The 19221-nt window shown below is 55.8% G+C and carries 16 protein-coding genes; 9 read left to right on the top strand and 7 right to left on the bottom strand.

The window, feature by feature from the left end; translation table 11 throughout:
- The first annotated feature begins 141 nt into the window (after window positions 1-141).
- Window positions 142-1065 carry an SdiA-regulated domain-containing protein gene (locus tag HCH_RS04020; RefSeq protein WP_011394853.1) on the top strand — a complete coding sequence of 308 codons (924 nt, stop codon included), beginning with the start codon at window positions 142-144 and terminating at the stop codon, window positions 1063-1065.
- Window positions 1066-1141: 76 nt separating this feature from the next.
- Here the strand turns inward: HCH_RS04020 and HCH_RS04015 are convergent, their stop codons facing one another.
- Window positions 1142-1408, bottom strand: coding sequence for a hypothetical protein (locus HCH_RS04015; protein ID WP_011394852.1), 267 nt, complete (start codon window positions 1406-1408; stop codon window positions 1142-1144).
- A 321-nt stretch (window positions 1409-1729) separates the two neighbouring features.
- Between HCH_RS04015 and HCH_RS04010 the strand changes: the two genes are divergently transcribed.
- The 4 genes from HCH_RS04010 (at window position 1730) to HCH_RS03995 (ending at window position 8076) form a co-directional block, all read left to right on the top strand.
- On the top strand, window positions 1730-2716 hold the full coding sequence (locus HCH_RS04010; RefSeq protein WP_041598410.1) for a GlxA family transcriptional regulator: 987 nt from the start codon (window positions 1730-1732) through the stop codon (window positions 2714-2716).
- Window positions 2717-2725: 9 nt separating this feature from the next.
- The gene (locus HCH_RS04005) at window positions 2726-4390 is read left to right on the top strand and encodes a VRR-NUC domain-containing protein (RefSeq protein ID WP_011394850.1); all 1665 of its coding nucleotides are present in this window, start codon (window positions 2726-2728) and stop codon (window positions 4388-4390) included.
- Window positions 4381-6759, top strand: a complete 2379-nt coding sequence (locus HCH_RS04000) for an ATP-dependent DNA helicase (protein WP_011394849.1) — start codon at window positions 4381-4383, stop codon at window positions 6757-6759. Before HCH_RS04005 ends, HCH_RS04000 begins: the two co-directional genes overlap by 10 nt.
- A 606-nt stretch (window positions 6760-7365) precedes the next feature.
- Window positions 7366-8076, top strand: a complete 711-nt coding sequence (locus HCH_RS03995) for a CARDB domain-containing protein (protein ID WP_011394847.1) — start codon at window positions 7366-7368, stop codon at window positions 8074-8076.
- Window positions 8077-8146: 70 nt separating this feature from the next.
- Here HCH_RS03995 and HCH_RS03990 read toward each other — a convergent pair whose 3' ends face one another.
- The 5 genes from HCH_RS03990 to HCH_RS03970 form a co-directional block, all read right to left on the bottom strand.
- Window positions 8147-8458, bottom strand: a complete 312-nt coding sequence (locus tag HCH_RS03990; protein WP_011394846.1) for an AzlD domain-containing protein — start codon at window positions 8456-8458, stop codon at window positions 8147-8149.
- Complete coding sequence (locus HCH_RS03985) at window positions 8458-9195, bottom strand: AzlC family ABC transporter permease (RefSeq protein WP_011394845.1); 738 nt, start codon at window positions 9193-9195, stop codon at window positions 8458-8460. Before HCH_RS03985 ends, HCH_RS03990 begins: the two co-directional genes overlap by 1 nt.
- Before the next feature lie 132 nt (window positions 9196-9327).
- Complete coding sequence (locus HCH_RS03980) at window positions 9328-10143, bottom strand: AraC family transcriptional regulator (protein ID WP_011394844.1); 816 nt, start codon at window positions 10141-10143, stop codon at window positions 9328-9330.
- Window positions 10144-10403: 260 nt separating this feature from the next.
- On the bottom strand, window positions 10404-10631 hold the full coding sequence (locus tag HCH_RS03975; protein ID WP_011394843.1) for a hypothetical protein: 228 nt from the start codon (window positions 10629-10631) through the stop codon (window positions 10404-10406).
- A 458-nt stretch (window positions 10632-11089) separates the two neighbouring features.
- Window positions 11090-11569, bottom strand: a complete 480-nt coding sequence (locus HCH_RS03970) for a DUF2059 domain-containing protein (RefSeq protein ID WP_011394842.1) — start codon at window positions 11567-11569, stop codon at window positions 11090-11092.
- A 247-nt stretch (window positions 11570-11816) separates the two neighbouring features.
- Between HCH_RS03970 and lpdA the strand changes: the two genes are divergently transcribed.
- Entirely contained in the window at window positions 11817-13247 is a 1431-nt protein-coding gene (gene lpdA, locus HCH_RS03965) for a dihydrolipoyl dehydrogenase (protein WP_011394840.1), read from the top strand.
- A gap of 251 nt (window positions 13248-13498) precedes the next feature.
- On the top strand, window positions 13499-13969 hold the full coding sequence (locus HCH_RS03960) for a type III secretion system chaperone (RefSeq protein WP_011394839.1): 471 nt from the start codon (window positions 13499-13501) through the stop codon (window positions 13967-13969).
- Between the two features lie 15 nt (window positions 13970-13984).
- On the opposite strand, the gene HCH_RS03955 is transcribed toward HCH_RS03960, so the two are convergent.
- Window positions 13985-14710, bottom strand: coding sequence for a DUF1223 domain-containing protein (locus HCH_RS03955; RefSeq protein ID WP_238384966.1), 726 nt, complete (start codon window positions 14708-14710; stop codon window positions 13985-13987).
- A gap of 618 nt (window positions 14711-15328) precedes the next feature.
- Here HCH_RS03955 and HCH_RS03950 point away from each other — a divergent pair.
- Both HCH_RS03950 and HCH_RS03945 read left to right on the top strand, forming a co-directional pair.
- Window positions 15329-17608, top strand: coding sequence for an Ig-like domain-containing protein (locus tag HCH_RS03950; protein ID WP_011394837.1), 2280 nt, complete (start codon window positions 15329-15331; stop codon window positions 17606-17608).
- A gap of 319 nt (window positions 17609-17927) precedes the next feature.
- Complete coding sequence (locus tag HCH_RS03945; RefSeq protein WP_049780832.1) at window positions 17928-19220, top strand: MFS transporter; 1293 nt, start codon at window positions 17928-17930, stop codon at window positions 19218-19220.
- Window position 19221 lies beyond the last annotated feature (1 nt).

Here is a 19221-nt window from a genome sequence, read left to right as displayed (position 1 = left end):
ATAATAGTCTACGCATATCTGCCTGAGACTCGTTGCAAACGCCCACCCATAAAGGCCTGCAACAGCTTTACTGAGTGCTGCGCTGAAATTTCCACTACAATAGCGGCCCAACATCTTCAGCAATTATTTGTCATCAAATTTATGCGCCGTTCGCCAGTCATCCGATTATCCGCATTTTCCGGCCACCTTACTCATTGCATCAAACACAGCCTGAGGCTGGCCGCTTCGATCACATTCAGCGTCGGCCTGGTTGCGCATGCAGAGGCCATAGAGATCTCACTACAGCTCACCGAGTCGCCCTCCATCAAAAACAAAGCACAGGGATTGACCGAGCCGTCCGGCCTGAGTATGGGGGCGAACGGCGACTTATGGACAGTCAGCGACGATACCGCCAAGCTGTTTCGGTTGAACGCCGGAGGCGCGATTATAGATAGCCTGGATGTGACGGGCGCAGGCTTTGAAGGCGTTGCCTATGATGCAAAAAACAGCCGCCTGATCGCCGTTAAAGAAGAGAGCAACGAACTCTTCATTATTAATCCCGGTAACAAGCAACTGATCGAGCGTCGCAAGCTGTCAGCGGTAGAAGGTTTCTCCCAAGCCGCCCCCTACTTCAGTCAGGGCGGCGCAAACAAAGGCCTGGAAGGCATCGCCTGGAACCCTGTCGATGGTTCCTTTTATGTCATAAAGGAAGGAGAGCCCGGCGTGCTGATACACCTCAGCAGCGACCTGAATCGTGTCATTAAAACAGTGAAACTAAGCGAAACAGGCGTCAGTGACGACGATACCGCCTTAGACGACATCGACTACTCCGGCCTGACGGTGATCCCTGAACATAACCTGTTGGCTATCGTCAGTGACAAAGCAGCGCGGGTCTTTTTTTATGACTTGCAAAGCGGACAGGTGAAGGGGTCTGCTGAGCTGATGCGTCCTGCAAAGGCGCCCGGCAAGTTCAAAGCAGTGAGAAAAGCGGAAGGCGTCGCTTACGACTCCAAGAGCGGGACCCTTTACGTCGTCAGCGATAAAGACGCGGCGTTGTACGCCTACAAACTGATCATGCAAGAGTAAGATGCGCGCAGCGCCCGACACGAGTTCCCGTCAGGCGCGTCAATCGATAATGGCCGGAGAGCCCGGCCTGCGCGAATCAGTACAGCGCCGACTCGTCCTCCAATACTTCGTTGACCACATCCAGGAATAATTTGTCCGCATCGCTCATATTTTCGGGGATGCGAATGGTCGTGCTGGCGCTGATCTCATCCGCAATTTTGCGCTCTGCGTCTTTCTCCTGGTGCAATCTGCGTGCGATTTCCATGCACTTGACCGGAATGGTAGGGTCCATCAGCACTTTCTTAATGAAGCCCCGCATTTCCGAAATCATTTTTGCCTGTCGGCTCTCTTCCGCCATACTCATTGGCGATCTCCTGTAACAGCTTGTTCTAATAATTTATTTCGCAAAAACTAAGAGACAACGTATCTGAGTTCTCATAGTGAGTATAGTGAGGGTTTATCCATAAAAAAACCCACGCCCGGCGCCTTCATGGAAGCCGTCGGACATGGGCTGATAAGTACCGCTGACGCGGTGCGTATGAGACAAATCAAACCAGAAAGGATAGCTGTTAGGCCGCTATCTGGTTGGCCAGGGCAGAATGTCATGCATCACGCTTCTTCAACACTGTCTGTTTCGACATTTTTTAGGCTAATATAGCCAATCCAAGCGATGACGAGTAAAAGCATGCAACAAGTCACAATTCTCGGTTTCGATTACGCGGTATCTTCCGCCATCACCGGCGTGGTGGATTTGCTGGCCATGGCCGGGGTCACCTGGAATCACATTCAACGCAGCCAGCCCCATCCCAAGTTCAACATTCGCGTGGCCACCCGGGATTCGCAACCAGTGCGCTGCCATAACCGGCTGCTGATTCAGGCTGACGCCTGTTTTGACGCCATTGAGCCGAGCGACATCCTGGTTATTCCCTCTATCGCCGGCGACATCGAGAAAACACTGGCGCAAAACCCTCAGCTGATTGATGTTCTGAAAAACATGAACAGCCAGGGGACGGTCATCGCCGGCAACTGCACCGGCGCTTTCTTTATGGCGGAAGCCGGCATTCTCGACAACCGCACTGCAACCACCCACTGGGCCTTCGTGGACATGTTCCGGCAACGTTATCCCAAGGTGGATCTGCGACCGGAGCAAATGCTCACCGCCTCCGAAAACGTATTCTGCTCCGGCGGCGGCATCGCCTGGCTGGACCTGTGCCTGTATCTAATCGAACACTTCTGCGGACACGAAGTGGCGGTGCAGACCGCCAAGACCTTCGTCATCGACATGGGCCGCACTTATCAGTCCAGCTACTCCTCCATGCGGGCGCGCAAGTATCACCGCGACGAAGATGTGCTGCGGGTGCAAAACTGGCTGGAAACCCACTGCGGCCAGGACGTACGTATCGACGATCTGGCGGTCCGTTTCAATATGAGCCCTCGCACCCTGGCCCGGCGCTTTAAGGCCGCCACCGGCGACACGCCGCTCGGTTACCTGCAGACGCTGCGCCTGGAGCAGGCTAAAAAACTGTTGGAGGAGACCTCTGACAATGTCAGTCAGATTACCTTGGCGGTAGGCTATGAAGACGTCAGCTCATTCACCAAACTGTTCCGACAGAAAACCGGGCTAACGCCGAAAGAATATCGCAACAAATTCCAACGCCGCAGCATTACCTGACGCCGTCTTATGTCTGATCAAATCGCGATCCATACCGCCGCCGCTTCAGAAACAGCCCAGACCACGCCACTGCAGCCGTTTTATTATCTCGACAACTTCCACACTTTATTGAACTGCGTGGAGGCGCAATACGCCAACCTCCTGAGCGCGGAGGAAAGCGCATACATACGCGGTTTTCGCAAATTGTCGCGCACGCAACAGGCATTGCTGGTGCGTCTGTATGGTCGTAAAGGCCCCCTGTTTCGCTGCGACAAACTGGCGTATGCGGAAATTCCCCATCTCAACGACGATCTGGATGTTCTGGCGAGCGCCGGCTGGATTGAGTTCAACCCTGACGCCGAGGCGTCAACGCTGCTTGCGCTGCTGACCAAAGAAGAAATCCGGCAAGGCTGGCGCGCGGACGCCCCTCGCAGCAGTAAACGCGACATGCTGCTCGAAAACCTTGAGCTGGCGTGTGCGGATATTTACCAACATGACGCCTATCGATTTCTACAACTCAATCACACTGAACTGGTGTTGCTGTTCCGATTACTGTTTTTCGGCAACCTCTACCAGGACCTGACCACGTTCGTCACTTCCGACCTGGGCGTCATTCGCTACGAAACCTATCAGCTTGATCCTGAGCACAGGCTGTTCGCCACTCGCGAGGACATTGACCGCATCAAACAACTGGTGGCGTTGGCGGACGAGTATGCGTCATTGGAATCCCTGAGTTCACAGATTTGCGCCGATATCATCGCCAAAACGCCTGCGCCGGGAGATAACGCCGCACTGCGCCGTCGTCACGACCGTTTCTGCAATAAAATCGCCCGCGACCTGGAACGCTTACAGGACCTGGATCTGGCTTATCAGGTTTACCAGCGTACGGAGGCGCCGCCCTCGCGGGAGCGCCGCGCCCGTATCCTGTTCAAACAGGAGAAATACGCCGAAGCGCGCGACCTGTGCGCCGCCATTATTGACGCGCCGCATACTGAAGCCGAATTGATTTTCGCCGAGCAGTTTCGCGATAAATGCATCAAAGTCCTCGGCCACACCATGCCCCGCAGCAAGCCTTTTCGGCCCGCGCAGCGCTCACTCACCATCGCCGCTCACCCTGAATTGCGGGTGGAAGAGCTGGTGCGCCAGGAAGTCGCGACAGAAGGCGGCGTCTGTGCGTATGTGGAGAACTGGTTATTCAATGCGGTATTCGGTCTGACCTTCTGGCCCGCGGTTTTCGCTCCCGTCGCCGGCGCTTTCAGCCATCCGTATCAGCATCGTCCCCATGACCTTTACGACGCCGGCTTTACTAAAAAGCGTAGTGTGCTGATCCAAACTGCTTTCGCTTTAATAGACTCAGAGGAGTGGGTCAATGTCGTCATAGGGCGATGGCGAGAGAAGTTTGGCCTGAGCAATCCCTTCGTCGGCTGGCCGGAAGCAGGGGAAGACTGTATAAGTCTGGCGTTGGAGCGCATTCCTCGCGAGCATTGGCGAGCTGTCTTTCAACGCATGCTGCGGGACTTGCGGGAGAATGGCAGCGGTTTTCCTGACTTGATTCATTTCCCCGAGCAGGGAGGCTATGAATTGCTGGAAGTGAAAAGCCCCACCGACAGTCTGCAACCCAATCAAAAACGCTGGATGGCGACGTTCGAGAAAAACGACATTCCCTATCAACTGGTTCAGGTCACTTGGCTATAAAAACGTCTGCATCCGACAAACTCACTTACAAGCTCAGCGTCCGGGAAGCGGCTCATTTCCTCGCGCAATTGGGCGACCTGGACCATCAAGACCGGGAAACCGCCAGCGCCCGCGAAGGACAGCTTGCGCACAAGCAAGTACAGGAAAGCTGGCCGGCGGATTATGTCAGTGAAGCCCCGGTAAAGATCACGCTCTCCGAAGCGGACTTCCAATTGCAGCTGCAAGGCCGCATAGACGGGCTCCGCGTTGCGGACGACCATGTGTTGTTCGAAGAGATCAAAACGCTACGCCAGGACCCGCAACGACTTCCGCTAGGCCTCGCGGAAAGACACCGACTGCAACTGCTGCTGTATGCCCTGTTGTGGCGACAGGAGCAAACAGCGCCGCCGCCAACGCCGAGCAGGTTGCGTCTGAACTATGTGCGTGTTCCGGATATGGAGCAGACGCGCTTTGACAATGAGATGTCCTGCGAGGAGGCGCAACAGGAAAGCGACGCGCTATTTCAGCGTCTGCAAGACTGGTATCGGAGCCTGACGCAACACCGTTTTGAACGCAACGCTCTGCTGCGCGATCTGGATTTTCCCTACAGCGGATTTCGCCCAGGCCAACGAGAGCTGGCGCGTCAGACTTATCTAAGCCTTCGCGACGCGGGGCAGGCGCTGATAGAGGCGCCCACCGGCAGCGGCAAGTCCCTGGCGACGCTCTTCCCGGCATTGAAAGCCATGGGCGAAGGCCATCTGGATCAGGTGATGTTAATTACCGCCAAGACCTCGTCCCAGGAAGCGGCCCTAAAAGCATTACGGGATATGCGCTTACATACAACCTCTCTGCGCGTCCTGCATCTGCATGCGCGCGAGCGCATCTGCGGCGGCGACTCTGTTTGCGATCCTCTGGACTGCCCACGGCGCAGAGACTTTTATCAGCGCCTGCCGGAGGCGCGGGAAGAAGCCCTGGCGGCGGCGTGGCTGGACGGAGAGCGCTTGCGGGACATCGCCTTGAAACACGACCTCTGCCCACACGGTTTACAAGGCGAACTGGCCCCCTGGGTGGACGTCCTGATAGGAGACTATAACTACGCATTTTCACCACAGGTCAGGTCCGACAGCCTTTTCACCCGCAACCGTGTCGGCCTGCTGGCGGATGAAGCGCATAACCTGCCTGACCGGGCGCGTGACCTGTTCTCAGCGGAGCTGTCCGAAGCCCCGTTCAACCGCATCGGACGTCAGTGTAAGGCGCTGAAGAAGGACGCCAACGCCGTCGCCAAGGCGATCAATCAAATGCAAATCACCCCTGAGCAAGCGCCGGGCAAAGGTCAGCAGGCGCTGGAAGGGCGTTTGCAGGACTTCTGCGCCGCAGCGGAGAACTGGCTGATGTCGCCTCAGGACCTGCTCGCCCCGGCGGACACGGAACTAAACCGCCAGGTACAGGAAGCGATTTTCAACGCGCAAGCCTGGATACGCCTGGCCCCCAGCATTGGCGACGACTTCGCCTGCTTCGAACGCCATTGGGAACAGCAGCGCGTCCTGAGTTTACGTTGCCTGTCTCCCGCACGCTTACTACGCCCGATGTTACAGGCTTGCCATGGCGCCACTCTTTTTTCCGCCACATTGACGCCGCCTTACTACTATCAGAACCTACTGGGACTGGAAGAGAATCCGCGTCGGCTGCGCAGCCTGTCGCCCTTTCCGCCAGAGCATCTGGGAATTTTTGTGGCGCCCTATCTGAACTTCCGTTTGCGCAGCAGAGAGTCGCAACTGGATGCGGTGTGCGCGTTGATCCACCAGACCATCGCTTCACGACCAGGTAATTATTGGACGTTCACTCCAGCCTTCAGTTACATGGAGCAGCTTACCGAACGCTTCGCGGCGCTGTATCCCGAAGTGGAATTCGTGCAGCAGACCCGACAGGCCAGCCAGGAGGACCAACAGCGGTTTCTCGCGCGCTTTCGAAAGGCCAGGAATCTGCTGGGCTTTACCGTCATTGGCGGCGTCTACGGGGAAAGTATTGATATGGTCGGCGACAGTCTGGTGGGCTGTATTATTCTTGGGCCCGGCCTCCCTCAGATCAGCCCGGTTAACGAGCAGGTTTCCGCCTACTTTGAACGCCAGGGGATGGATGGCTTCGCCTACGCCTACCAACTGCCAGGCTGGCAAAAAGTGGTGCAGGCCGCGGGACGAGTGATCCGCACGGAATTAGACAAAGGCGTGGTCATACTGGTTGACGACCGCTTCACCAAACCGCCCTATCCCGCCCTGGAGCCTCAGCATTGGCGCCCGCGGGTCGTCCGCACGCCAAAAAGCCTGCAAACCGCCCTTCTCCAGTTTTGGTCGCAAGACTCAACTCCTGATGACAATTCAGACGTTAAGTAAGAAGCCATGCGGCGCCTCAAACGGAAGCACAAAAAAAGGCCCCAAGCAGGGGCCGAGTAGCGTTCAAGAAAACATCATTCGAGAGGTTCGAACCGCTGGTCTGATGAGGCAGACTGCGCATTCGCTGTGTCTTCCTAAGTGTAGGCAATGTTAAGCAGTCCGCCAGAAAAAAATAACAACTTCTCAACAAAATAAGGATAATGCCGCGTCACCCTCAGGCGGCGCTTCTGGTTGCAGCCATCCTATCCTTTTATTTATGCAAGCAATAAACTGAAGCAGCGGAAATTCAGACTGCGATCTCAGCGCCCTTGCGGCCGTGAGGGAATCCACGCCAATTTTCGCCAAATTAAAAAGCCTGCCAGAGGACGTTTATAATAAGGAGTTTAGGTCCATAACCTTTATATTTGATCTCAAGGATTGATGTTTTAGCTGCAAAAAACAGCGCATATTGCTCAACGATGTAATAACGCCCGACCTTAAATCAATAAGTTCCTTTCCTCTGTTTCCAATAAAATCCCGCTGAATCTAAACTATCCATACTGGGCATGGACTCTCACGCCCGAGCAGGATGCCTTTATCACTTCAGGATTATGATGGAGGGAAGCCATGACATTTCTTCGCTGTATTGCTATCGCACTTTTGTTTGCGATCTCCAACGCTTTCGCTGATCCCATCCAGGACAGCGTGTCCAACCACTACAAGGCCGGCTGGTACCCAAACGTCTATGAAAACGAGGGGCCCTTAACCTGCCCGAAAACCTGTCGCGCCTGGACGGGGTGGCGGGCGGAAGGTGAGTTGGCGCCGTATGACGGCATAAAGCGCACCTATGTATGCAAATCCAACAACCTTGACACATTCCCCTCGCCGACTGATAGAGACGTATGGCTCTACGGCAATCAGTTCGATGAGAAAACGGCCTGTTTTATGGGTACGCCCCATGAAAAAACCGTCGTCAGCGAGCGTTATTACTGTCTCTGCGTCAGCGAGTGCAGCGGCCCGGATTTAGTGATTCGCACAGTATACGACCCGGTGTGGGACTCTACGACCGGCGAGTCCGTCATAAAAATCGTGGTCACTAATGTAGGCGTCGGCATGTCGGCCGCAACAGACGCGCGAGTTTACGACCCCGGCACAGGCGCGTCAGACATCCAACCTGTCGTCGCGCTGGCGCCCGGCGCTTCCGCCGGCGTTAAGTTCCGGCTTGGCTATTGGGTATTCGACCCTGACGCCGAGTTGCATTTCATGGTGGATTATTCTTACAAGGTGGACGAATGCGACGAAAGCAACAATACCGCTATTTATAAGAAGCAGGGGTAGTAATGACTGTTCTGGTGGCAGGCTAACGGCGCTCTTGGGAGCGCCCTTCCCCAGCCGCCATCAGGCGGAGCTACAGCCAAAACCGCCATAGTGCAAAAAGCCCCATGCCCGCGGCGATAGTCGCCAGCAGGTTACGGGTGAGCGCGGCGACAACAATCGCCGCCGCCGCTGCGATCAGGTAAGGATTGCGCCAGTCAAGCCAAAGCTCGCCTTTGGGCGCCAACACCGCTGGCGCAATGATCGCCGACAGCACCGCCATCGGCGCATAGCTCAGGGCTCTTTCCACCCAGGGATTGAGACGCAGCCGGTCCGCAAGCGCGAACGGCAGGTAGCGAATACCAAAGGTTACCGCCATCATGCCCAATAACATGGCCCACTCCATCAGCAACCTCCTTCGGCCAGTTCAGACTTGCGATCCTGTAGCGCCATTTCCGCGCCCAAGCCACACAGTATCCCCGTCAGCGCCGCTGCAAATAGTCCCAATTGATGCGGCCAATCACGCCACCATACCGAGCAGACGCCTGCCGCCAGCACCGCCGCCAAACGAGGGCGGTTAACTACTTGCGGGGCGACAATGCCGATAAAAGTCACCGCCATGGCCACATCCAGTCCCCAATTCTCGATATCGGGAACCCACTCGCCCAAAGTCAGACCCAGCAACGTACAAAGCTGCCAATTGAGGTACATGGATAACGCGGACCCCAGATAATACCAATGAAACTGTCCTCTATGCTCGCTCGCCAAACGCCCGGCTACGACGGCGAAGGTCTCATCCGTTAACCAGAACGCCATCGGCGCCCGCCAACGTTGCGGCAACGTGCGCACCATAGGAATCAAGGTCACGGCGTACAGTAAATGGCGCAGATTAACCACAAAGGTCGTCAGAACAATCAGCCATGGCGATGCGCCCGCCGCCAGCAAGCCCAACGAAATGAATTGCGCAGAGCCGGCGAAAACGATCAAGGACATACACAGCGTCGCTTCAAACGACAACCCGTTCACCGGTCCCAAGGTGCCAAACACGATGCCAAAAGGGATCGCGCCAACGATCAGGGGAATCGTGTTCTGCGCGCCGGACTTAAACGCTTGTCCTGGCGTTTCGAATGCATGTGTGCTCATAGAGGAACTGCTCTCAATGCTATATCCGTGTTTATTGATCAGGCGGACAAATAGCTTCCTTCTATTTGTCCGCAGTGACAGTATTTGTCTGCAATGGCAGCTTGTCGAAGTTGATATGCGCCGCGTGCGCAGTTAGCAGACCTTGGCGAATCGTCCCGGTGAAACGCCCATAATACGCTGAAAGTGGCGGCTCAGGTGGCTCTGGTCTGAGAAGCCGGTCGCCACAGCCACGTCAGTCAGGCTCAATCCCATCCGCAACAGCTGTTGTGCGCGGCTTACCCGCACCTGATTCAAATACGCATGCGGCGGCATGCCCGTCATTCGCGTAAATAGCCGCGTCAGATAGCTGGGACTGAGCCCGGTGCATTCCGTTAAATCCTTCAGTGACACTGCATCGGCGTAATGCGCCTGGAGATACTCTTTCACCTTGGCCACCGCCCAGTGCGAGCCGCATTGTTCCATGAGCTGGCGCGGACGCATGCGGGCATGGCGCTGCATGAGTTGCCCCATCATCTGGTAATAAAGGGTTTCGCAATGCAGCGGCTCGTCGCCCTGCTCCAGAAGGCGGTGCAAGACCTGCAAGCCTCTGGCCAATTGCAGATCGCGCACCACCGGCTCAGGAAACCAGGGCTCCACGCCAGGTCCGAAAATGTCTGCGATGACTGGCGCCAGCTCAGCCGGGGTGGGATAAATCGCCCGGTAGGACCATCCTTCTTCCGTCGCAGTACGGCCCGTATGCACCTGATCAGAATTCACCAACACGATACTCCCGACCGGCGCAGTATGTTCAGCGCCATCACGAAGGAAGTGCTGCGCCCCTTTCTCGATCACCGCCACACAATATCCCTCGTGCACATGCCGGGGAAAGTGCTGTTTTACGAACGTAGCTTTCAGAATTTCGACGCCGCCGAGCGCTTTGTCCTGCCAATACTTAGCCTGTTCAATCACAAACCGACACTCATGGTTAACGTCATTTAACGAAGAATGGGAAGGCCCAATATGAAATCAGTCTAGCGGCTTCAGCGGCGCCTGTATTGTACGTTTTTGCTCTATATACAGCGGAAAGACGAAAGCCCATGAGGGGGAAAGGATAATTGAAGGGAGGGTGTGAGAATGGAGGGCAAAGAGGAACAATTCTATTAATGCGAAACTATGCGGCTGACAGCCAGGTCGCTGTATTCAGCGCCTGCAGCCGTACTTACTGGAAATCAGCTCTTCTTTCTTTTGACCTGAGATGGGGCGACTCCTCCGTTTATGACTTCTGCGATCTGGCGCAGTCCCATATTCCTGCGATATCGGCAGTCCCGTTGCTCATCCGTTGTCGGCCAGACCTGCTCCTCAGCCCATTGCGGCGCATCAGGAACATATATCGGAGCGTAGCGTTTGATCGCTTCTTCAACCATTTGCTGAGGCGTGGGCTGCTTTTGCTTATCCATATGCATTACTACCTGTATCGTTTAAGAAATTCTGATTCGCCTGGGTGATTTCCGCCGCGCTCGTTGCAACGTTTCGAAACTTACTGCGTCCCCGGAGATCGCGCCATAGACTTGCTGGAACACCTATCAAATCCGCCTCCGCAAGCTACACCCAAACATGAGTAACTATCTTTTTCTCGAAACCGCCGAGTATAGGACGGGAACCGTTTCCAGACGATCACCCAAAGGATCTATATTTGTCCTAGTCCAGACCAGGCCTGGGCTCCCGATAAGTGAACGTCGTTCAATATTTTTCCAGATTTCCGCCGCCAAAGACGGGTGTGGGAAGATTCTGGAAAGGGCCCGAGACTCTGACAGGCCGTCAGGTCGGTTAAACCGAGCGATAATTGAGCAGTATAGTGGCGAGGAGATTTGAAGAAATAGTTGAAAGCCGCGACACGTCCTTGTGCCGGTGACGCTTACTGGGGAGTCGGACCGCCTTCCGTTTTCAGACGTTCGGCTTCCGCTTTGATCATCTGTTGCAGTTCCTGAATATTCGCTTGCACGCGAGTTGCGCCCAGTTGCGCGCCTTTGCTCATCAGCTCCGGCATCTTCTGGATGGCTTTCTGGCCGGTTTCGGTCTGGTAGAAAGCGATAATCTCATTGAGCTCTTTTTCAGTAAAGGCGTCCGCGTAGATATTTACAAACTCTCCTTTCAGTGTGTCGTAGCTCATCTGCTTTTTAAAATACCTCATCATGACATCCCGGAAAGGCGCCAGATTTGGGTTTTGTTGCAACTGAATCGTCATCATTTGTTCGATGGAGTTCTCCATCATAACTTCCATATTCATGACATCCAGCAGCTTGGCTGCGGCTTTTTTGGCGCCATCATCCGCAGCGAAGGCGCCAGGGCTGAGTAGAACCGCCGTCATGACGCAGGCGACTACAGATTTCAACATAATGTTTCTCCTTTAGAATCAATGGATTTACAGTCAGACGCTGCGGTCATTGTAACGAATCATTCACTCTGACGCCTTGCAATTCACTACAACCTGGGGTTTCCCCCAGGCGCAGGATGCGCACTGTCAGCACGCCCAAACTGCCGTCAGATCCCGTCGACAAACATCTTATTGACCCGGTGAGAATAAGCCTTTAGTTTGCCTAGCTGGTAAAAAATCTAACCTAGAAGACAACTAAGGAGACTATATGGCCGGGCAAACGACTCATTCCCAGGTTGTAGTGTTGGGCAGCGGACCGGGGGGCTACTCCGCAGCGTTCAGAGCCGCGGATATGGGCTTGGAAGTAACCTTGATTGAGCGCTATTCATCCTTGGGCGGCGTTTGTCTTAATGTAGGCTGTATTCCGTCCAAAGCGCTCCTGCACGTCGCTTACGTAATGGAAGAAGCGCACTCCGCCTCCGCCGTGGGCGTCACTTACGCCAAACCGGAAGTGGACCTGGATAAAGTGCGCGCGTTCAAAGACAACACCGTCAAGAAGCTGACCCAGGGCATCCAGGGCATGGCCAAGGGCCGCAAAGTAAAAGTGGTGTATGGTTATGGCGAATTCGCCGGTCCCAACCAGATTACCGTGGACAACGACGGCGTCAAAACTGAAATTACCTTTGACCACTGCATCATCGCGGCAGGTTCACAGAGCGTTAAACTGCCTTTCATTCCCCATGACGATCCCCGCGTTCTGGACTCCACCTCCGCCCTGGAGTTGAAAGAAATCCCCAAACGCCTGCTGATCGTTGGCGGCGGCATTATCGGCCTGGAAATGGGCACTGTGTATGAAGCGCTGGGCAGTGAAGTCAGCATCGTCGAATTCGCCGATCAATTGGTTCCGGCTGCGGACAAAGACCTGATCGCCGTCTACAGCAAATTCGTCAAAGACCAGTTCAATGTCATGCTGTCCACCAAGGTAACAGCGGTGGAAGCGAAGAAAGACGGTCTGTACGTTTCTTTCGAAGGCAAGAATGCGCCAGAAGGACAGCAGTCCTATGACGCCATTCTGGTGGCGGTAGGCCGCTCCCCCAACGGTAAGAAGATCGGCGCGGAAAAAGCAGGCATCCAGGTGGATGAGCGCGGTTTCATCAATACTGACAACCAGCAGCGCACCAATGTGCCGCACATCTACGCCATCGGCGACATCGCCGGCAACCCGATGCTGGCGCACAAAGCCACCCATCAGGGCCATGTGGCGGCGGAAGTGATCGCAGGCCACAAATGCGTGTTCGATCCTAAAGTGATTCCCTCCATCGCCTACACCAACCCGGAAATCGCCTGGACAGGCCTGACCGAGAAAGAAGCCAAAGCGGCCGGCATTCCGTACAAAACCGCTGTATTCCCCTGGGTAGCCAGTGGGCGCGCCCTCGGCGCCGCACGCAGCGAAGGCAAAACCAAGCTGATCTACAAAGAAGACGGCACACTGATCGGCGGCGGCATCGTGGGCATTAACGCCGGCGAACTGTTGGGCGAGCTGAGCCTGGCCATTGAGTTCGGCGCGGACGTAGAAGACCTGGCGCTGACCATTCACGCTCACCCGACCCTGCACGAAACAGTCGGTCTGGCCGGTGAATTGGCGGCGGGAACCATTACCGACCTGCCCAACCCCATGGCGAAGATCAAGAAATCCTGATCACCTCTCTCGCGATCCTAAAAGCCGGCTTTCATGCCGGCTTTTTTAATTGCTTTCCCCCGTCCTGAATAGAGTTGACACGTTAGAGACCTGCTGAAGGTTAGCGCGCCACAGCAGGAATAATCTTTTTGGACTAGGAACTTTTTCGCTTTACCTGTTACTTACAAGTTGAGGCGCGATGACCAGCTGGACGAATCGGCGCTGCATTTATACCGGGTAGTATCAACCACAGGAGTATAGCGAGTTCCAATATGACTCTATATCAAACGCATATTCATCAATTGCTGCAGCTGATAGGAAACCGTTGCGGCGTTGATTTGACGCTGAAGAACGGCTATTGCACGCTCTCCTTTGATCAGGAGTCCCGTTTGCATGTGCAGGTCGGCCGGGATTCAGAAACGGTGGTGTTCAGGATGCCTCTGACGCAGCCTCCCAACGTCAATCGGGAGGCGTTTTACGCCAAACTGCTGAATATCAACTCACAACCAGAAGCCACGTTGGGCGCATGGCTTGCGCTCTCAGAGCACTCGGGGGCGGTGGAGCTATGCATGAGCCGGGAGGCGCTTAGTCTGGACGACAGCGAGATGGCCGCCATCCTGCTGAACATGATGGATCTGCGGCAGTCGCTCAGGCAGGAACTGGAGACGCCCCAAAGCACGCCCAAGCCGTGCAGTCCTCACTTTGGCGCCGGCGTCCTGCACGCTCGCCATCAAGCGCTCTGACGCCAGCGCGGCGCATCAAGGCTGCAGGTACCCGCCTACAGCCTGGATGATTCGGGGAGAATCCGGCGGCGACACCCATATCGCCAACGCCGTTTTCTCCTGGCCTACTTGCGGCGGCGGCGGGAGTTCTATATTCCACTCCCCAGCGCCAGGGACCTGCTGCACGTCCAGCACGACAAAGTCGTGCCGCAGCATACGTCCTCGGTTTTCCCCTGACTTCACTTCGGACATCAAACCAACGCCGAGATAGGCGACATTCAAAACAGCTGCGCTGTGATCCGCGAACTGTGCGCGCAAGCGACCATCCTGCAACTGCGCAGACAGGACTCCCGGCTTGGCGTCACCGGCAGGCCAGCGTCTGGCGCCGGAAAACCAGCGACGCCACTCTTTGCTGTTAACCACGATGCCCGGCGTATACACATGAGCGACCAGACCTGAGCGCACGTAATCCCGCTGCCTTTCGCTGTATTCTTCTCGAGAAAAGCGGTCCGTCCAGCCCAGCTGGTTCCAGTAGTCCACATGAAACGCCATGGGAATAAAGTCCTTAAACAGCCCCTTTTCACCTTTCATTTCCGACAACCATTCATCCGCTCGCGGGCAACTGCTACACCCTTCGGAAGTAAAAAGCTCGACCACATCCGTGGCCTGTTTATCACTGACGAACTCCTGCGCCGACGCCAGCAAAGGCCACGCTAGCAATAACCATGTGAACAATAGCCATGTGAACAGATTAGCTTTCACTTTTCGCTCCTCGCGCTTCAGGGGCTGTTGACGTTTGGACGGCAGCCCCTGGGTATTGAATAAAACCAAAGTCTGTCGGTTTAGAGTCCACGGAAGACAATCAGTTCCCCTGTACGCCCTGCTGCGTCGACTCCATTTTGAACCTCTTATCAATATCTGGATTCGACAGTTGTCATTGAAAACGCTTTCCAAAGAAAGTGGTGGCCCCTCAAGAATAAGCCACGCCACAGCATCGTTAACAAACGCGTTCCTTATCTTTTATTTCTATGGCTGTAGTCCAAATGGGGGTTTGCAATATTTTGAAGGAAAGCTAGAGTATTTCGCACACATAATGAAAACGATTCCACTTCAACGTCTTGTCCCGTCTGAATAACCACGGATAAGAGCGTTACTTATAAGCACCAGCAACAACTCTCGTCGCGACGAATTACCGGGGGCGACATGACGGACGCCGTCTTCCGTCCGTCATGGCTGCTGGCGCGCTAATACCGCATTGGCTATGTCGAGGCCTCGCTCTCGACCCCAGCTCCACCGACGTAAAGCTTCCTCGGGAGATTCCGGCGCGCGCAGTGAGCGCGTCGGCCTTTTAAACCTGACAAATACATTAAGGTATCGCCAATGATTAAGCAGGGACTTAAAGCGACGGCTATCGCCGCGCTTATCGCAGCCGGGCCGGCAATGGCTTACGACTGCGCCGGACTTAGCAACTGGGACGCCGCCGCCGTCTATGTCGGCGGCAAAACAATCCAACACAAGCAAAACGCCTACACCGCCAACTGGTGGAACCAGGGCGCAGACCCGGAAGTCCGTTCCGGACAATGGCAGGAATGGAAAGCGGAAGGTGCTTGCGACGGCCCCGGGGGCAATCAGCGTCCTTCCGCCAGGCTGACTTCGCCTAGCGCAGGGCAGTCATTCAAGGTTGGAGCAACCGTCGCTATCAGCGCAGAGGCCAACGATGCGGACGGCTCCGTATCCAGCGTCGCGTTCTTCGTTGACGGCGCGCAGATCGCTCAGGACGCCACCGCGCCTTATGCAGCGACCTGGACCGCCACCGCAGGCGAACACAGCCTGAAAGTCGTCGCTACTGATGACGGCTCCGCGCAGGGGGAATCCGCGACCATCTCTATCAACGTCTCCGATGACGATACGCAACCCCCCTCGTCTGACTGCGACGCACAACAGTACGCAGCGGGTACCCCGTACGCCAATGGCGATCACGTACAAAATCTGGGACGGGTTTACGAATGCAAGGTGGGCGGATGGTGCTCCTCCAGCGCCGCCTGGGCGTATGAGCCCGGTAAAGGGCTCTACTGGGAGCAAGCCTGGGGCGATCTTGGCGTATGCAGCGACGGCAATGCGGCTCCGACCGTCTCCCTCACCAGTCCCGCGGATGGCGCAATCATTCTCTCCGGTACGGCGATCAATCTGCAGGCGAACGCCTCCGACAGCGACGGCGTCATCACGGAAGTCGCTTTCTACAACGGCTCCAACCTGTTGGGCAGCACCGTCAATACGCCTTACGCCTATGAGTGGATGAACGCGCCTGTCGGGCAACATACTCTGACGGCGGTCGCGAAAGACGACGGAGGCAAATCCACCACCTCCGACAGCGTCACCATCACTGTCAGCGACGAAGCCGTCGCCGCCGCCATCACTTCGCCGCAAAACAATGCGCGCGTCACTCTTGGGGCCAGCGTCAGCATTAACGCCAGCGCCAGCTCCATCAATGGAGATATCGCCAAGGTCGAGTTCTTCGTCAACGGAGCCTCTATTTCCTCTGACGCCAGCGCGCCTTATCAAAGCAACTGGACTCCCAACGCGGAAGGCCAGTATCAGCTAACCGTCACCGCCACCGACAAAGACGGCTATGACGCCACTTCCGCGCCCATTCTGGTGACGGTGCTTGGCGGCAAGACCTCAGATCGCGTTATCGTGGGCTATTGGCATAACTTCGATAACGGTTCCGGATTCGTCAGACTACCTGATGTGTCACCGGACTGGGATGTCATCGATGTCGCCTTCGCCACACCTAAGTTGGGCAGCCATTCGGATATGGAATTCTCTCCGTTCCAGATCACCCCGGCGCAAATGAAAGCGGATATCGCCGCCGTACAGGCCCGTGGTCAGAAGGTCATAATCTCTATTGGCGGCGCGGAAGCGATTGTGAGGTTGACTGACGCCAACGCCGAGGAAGAATTCGTCGACAGTATGACCGCGCTGATCCGTGAGTATGGCTTCGACGGTTTCGATATCGACCTGGAAGGCAGTTCCTTGTCTCTGGACGCTGGCGACACCGACTTCAAAAATCCGAAGTCTCCCGTACTCACACATCTGATTTCCGCCAGCAAACGCATTATCAGCAACTTCGGCGGTAACCTGATGCTGACCATGGCGCCGGAAACCTACTACGTACAAGGCGGGTTCAGCGCCTATGGCGGCGGCTCAGGCGCTTACCTGCCAGTCATTCACGCCCTGCGCAATGAGCTCAGCTTCATCCATGTGCAGCACTATAATTCCGGCTGCATGCTGGGGTTGGACGGCAAATGCTACAGCGTAAGCACTGGCGACTTCCATGTTGCGATGGCGGAAATGCTATTGGCTGGCTTCCCCGTGGGCGGCAATGCGAATAACCGCTTCCCGCCCCTGCCTGCGGAAAAAGTGGCGATCGGCCTGCCCGCCTCCACCTCCGCCGCCGGCAGCGGCTACACCTTGCCCTCCGTCGTGCATCAAGCCGTCAACTATCTGGTGAAAGGGCAGTCTTTCGGCGGTTCTTATCAGTTACAGAACCCTGAGGGTTATCCGGGCTTCAAAGGTCTGATGACCTGGTCTATCAACTGGGATCGCGTCAACAACAACGAATATCTGAAGAGCCATAAGCCGTTCCTCAACGGTTTATAGTCCCTGCCTTGGGCGTCTTTCGGCGCCCTTTTTTATCCCTTTTTCAGGCAATGCGCCGCCGCTTATATCGAGCGGGTTAATCGGCATGTAAATCGCCGATTACAATTTCTACACAAAAGTCATAAAAACAGTATTTCCATATAAAACAAAAAGATAGCCACATCCAACAGCGATCGCCAGCCGAACATGACGACCGTTACAGGTATCTTCACGTACCTGCGCTAACTTGAATAAATAGCTGCATACACTATAGTCCCCTGAAAAATGCGCATGTCTCCTGTTTTACCAAAGTGAGTTCATTTCCACTATGAGCCTGACCATGTCAGCCCCCCGTTCAGGCGCCCTCGGCGTCATGCCCCCTCTCATCAGCATGCTGATCTTCGTTATCGGCCATGGCCTGTTGACCACTCTTTTAACTGTGCGCATGTCCGCCGAGAGCGCCTCCACCTTCGCCATCGGCATGATTTCCACCGCATATTTCGCCGGCCTGGTGATCGGATCATTCGTCAACGCCAAGCTCATCATCCGGGTGGGTCATATCCGCGCTTACGCGGCGTACGCCTCCATGCTGGCAAGCGTCGCCATCATGTACGGACTGGTGGTGGAGCCCTATACCTGGGCCTTTCTACGCCTGTTGGGCGGTTTCGCCACCGGCGGCCTGTTAGTGGTGATAGAGTCCTGGATGCTGGTGTCCAGCTCATCAGAAAACCGCGGCAAGGTGATGGCGATTTACATGATTCTTTTCTACGCTTCGCTGGCCTGCGGCCAGTTGTTGCTGAAGTACATCGACCCTCTGACGTTGATTCCTTTCGCGCTGGCCGCTATCGCCGCCTCATTGTCCGTGGTGCCGCTTTCCCTTACACGCGTGGCCATGCCGGAAATGGGCGAACCGCATCCATTGAGCATGATCGAGCTGATTCGACTCACGCCGGCAGGCGTGCTGAGCAGCTTCATGTCAGGGATGGTGTTGGGCGTGATATACGGCCTGTTGCCGCTGTTTTTCACTCAGTCCGGCTACGATCTGGACTGGGTCGCCAACCTGATGGCGGTGGTGATCGTGGGCGGTATGGCTCTGCAATATCCCGTCGGCCGCGCCTCGGATCGTTATGACCGTCGTCTGACGCTGACGGCGCTGGCGGCGGCCCTGGCGATTCTCAGCAGCATCATGAGCCTGATGAGCTATGGCGCCGGCGGCAGCAACGCCATGATGGCGCTGATGATCTTTCTGCTGGGCGGCGTTGCGTTCTCGATTTATCCCATCAGTCTCAGCCACGCCTGTGACGAGCTGCAGCCTGAACAGGTGATCAGCGCCAATCAGGGGCTGCTGATCGCTTACAGCATCGGCGCTATGACCGGCCCGCTGGTGGAGCCCGCCTTCGTTTCGATGATGGGCCCCAAGGGAATTTTCACTTACTTCGCCGTGGTGTCGCTCGCTCTGGTTGGATTCCTGTTATGGCGCCGCAGAGTCAGAACCGCTGTGCCGCTGGACGAGCATCAGGCCTATACCCTGACTACGCCCAATACCCCAGTCATGGCGGAATTCGACCCGCGCTCAGATCAGGATGATTCCCTGAACGACGAAGCGGCCAGCAAGGAAGAGAAAGCGGCGTAAT

This window comes from Hahella chejuensis KCTC 2396, from assembly GCF_000012985.1.
Classification (GTDB): Bacteria; Pseudomonadota; Gammaproteobacteria; order Pseudomonadales; family Oleiphilaceae; genus Hahella; species Hahella chejuensis.
This window is presented reverse-complemented; position numbering and strand designations above follow the sequence as displayed.

Excerpts from the sequence above, each read along its gene's own strand:
- HCH_RS04020 (WP_011394853.1), top strand. The coding sequence starts at position 142 with ATGCGCCGTTCGCCAGTCATCCGATTATCCGCATTTTCCGGCCACCTT.
- HCH_RS04015 (WP_011394852.1), bottom strand. The coding sequence starts at position 1,408 with ATGAGTATGGCGGAAGAGAGCCGACAGGCAAAAATGATTTCGGAAATG.
- HCH_RS04010 (WP_041598410.1), top strand. The coding sequence starts at position 1,730 with ATGCAACAAGTCACAATTCTCGGTTTCGATTACGCGGTATCTTCCGCC.
- HCH_RS04005 (WP_011394850.1), top strand. The coding sequence starts at position 2,726 with ATGTCTGATCAAATCGCGATCCATACCGCCGCCGCTTCAGAAACAGCC.
- HCH_RS03995 (WP_011394847.1), top strand. The coding sequence starts at position 7,366 with ATGACATTTCTTCGCTGTATTGCTATCGCACTTTTGTTTGCGATCTCC.
- HCH_RS03990 (WP_011394846.1), bottom strand. The coding sequence starts at position 8,458 with ATGGAGTGGGCCATGTTATTGGGCATGATGGCGGTAACCTTTGGTATT.
- HCH_RS03985 (WP_011394845.1), bottom strand. The coding sequence starts at position 9,195 with ATGAGCACACATGCATTCGAAACGCCAGGACAAGCGTTTAAGTCCGGC.
- HCH_RS03975 (WP_011394843.1), bottom strand. The coding sequence starts at position 10,631 with ATGGATAAGCAAAAGCAGCCCACGCCTCAGCAAATGGTTGAAGAAGCG.
- HCH_RS03970 (WP_011394842.1), bottom strand. The coding sequence starts at position 11,569 with ATGTTGAAATCTGTAGTCGCCTGCGTCATGACGGCGGTTCTACTCAGC.
- lpdA (WP_011394840.1), top strand. The coding sequence starts at position 11,817 with ATGGCCGGGCAAACGACTCATTCCCAGGTTGTAGTGTTGGGCAGCGGA.
- HCH_RS03960 (WP_011394839.1), top strand. The coding sequence starts at position 13,499 with ATGACTCTATATCAAACGCATATTCATCAATTGCTGCAGCTGATAGGA.
- HCH_RS03950 (WP_011394837.1), top strand. The coding sequence starts at position 15,329 with ATGATTAAGCAGGGACTTAAAGCGACGGCTATCGCCGCGCTTATCGCA.
- HCH_RS03945 (WP_049780832.1), top strand. The coding sequence starts at position 17,928 with ATGTCAGCCCCCCGTTCAGGCGCCCTCGGCGTCATGCCCCCTCTCATC.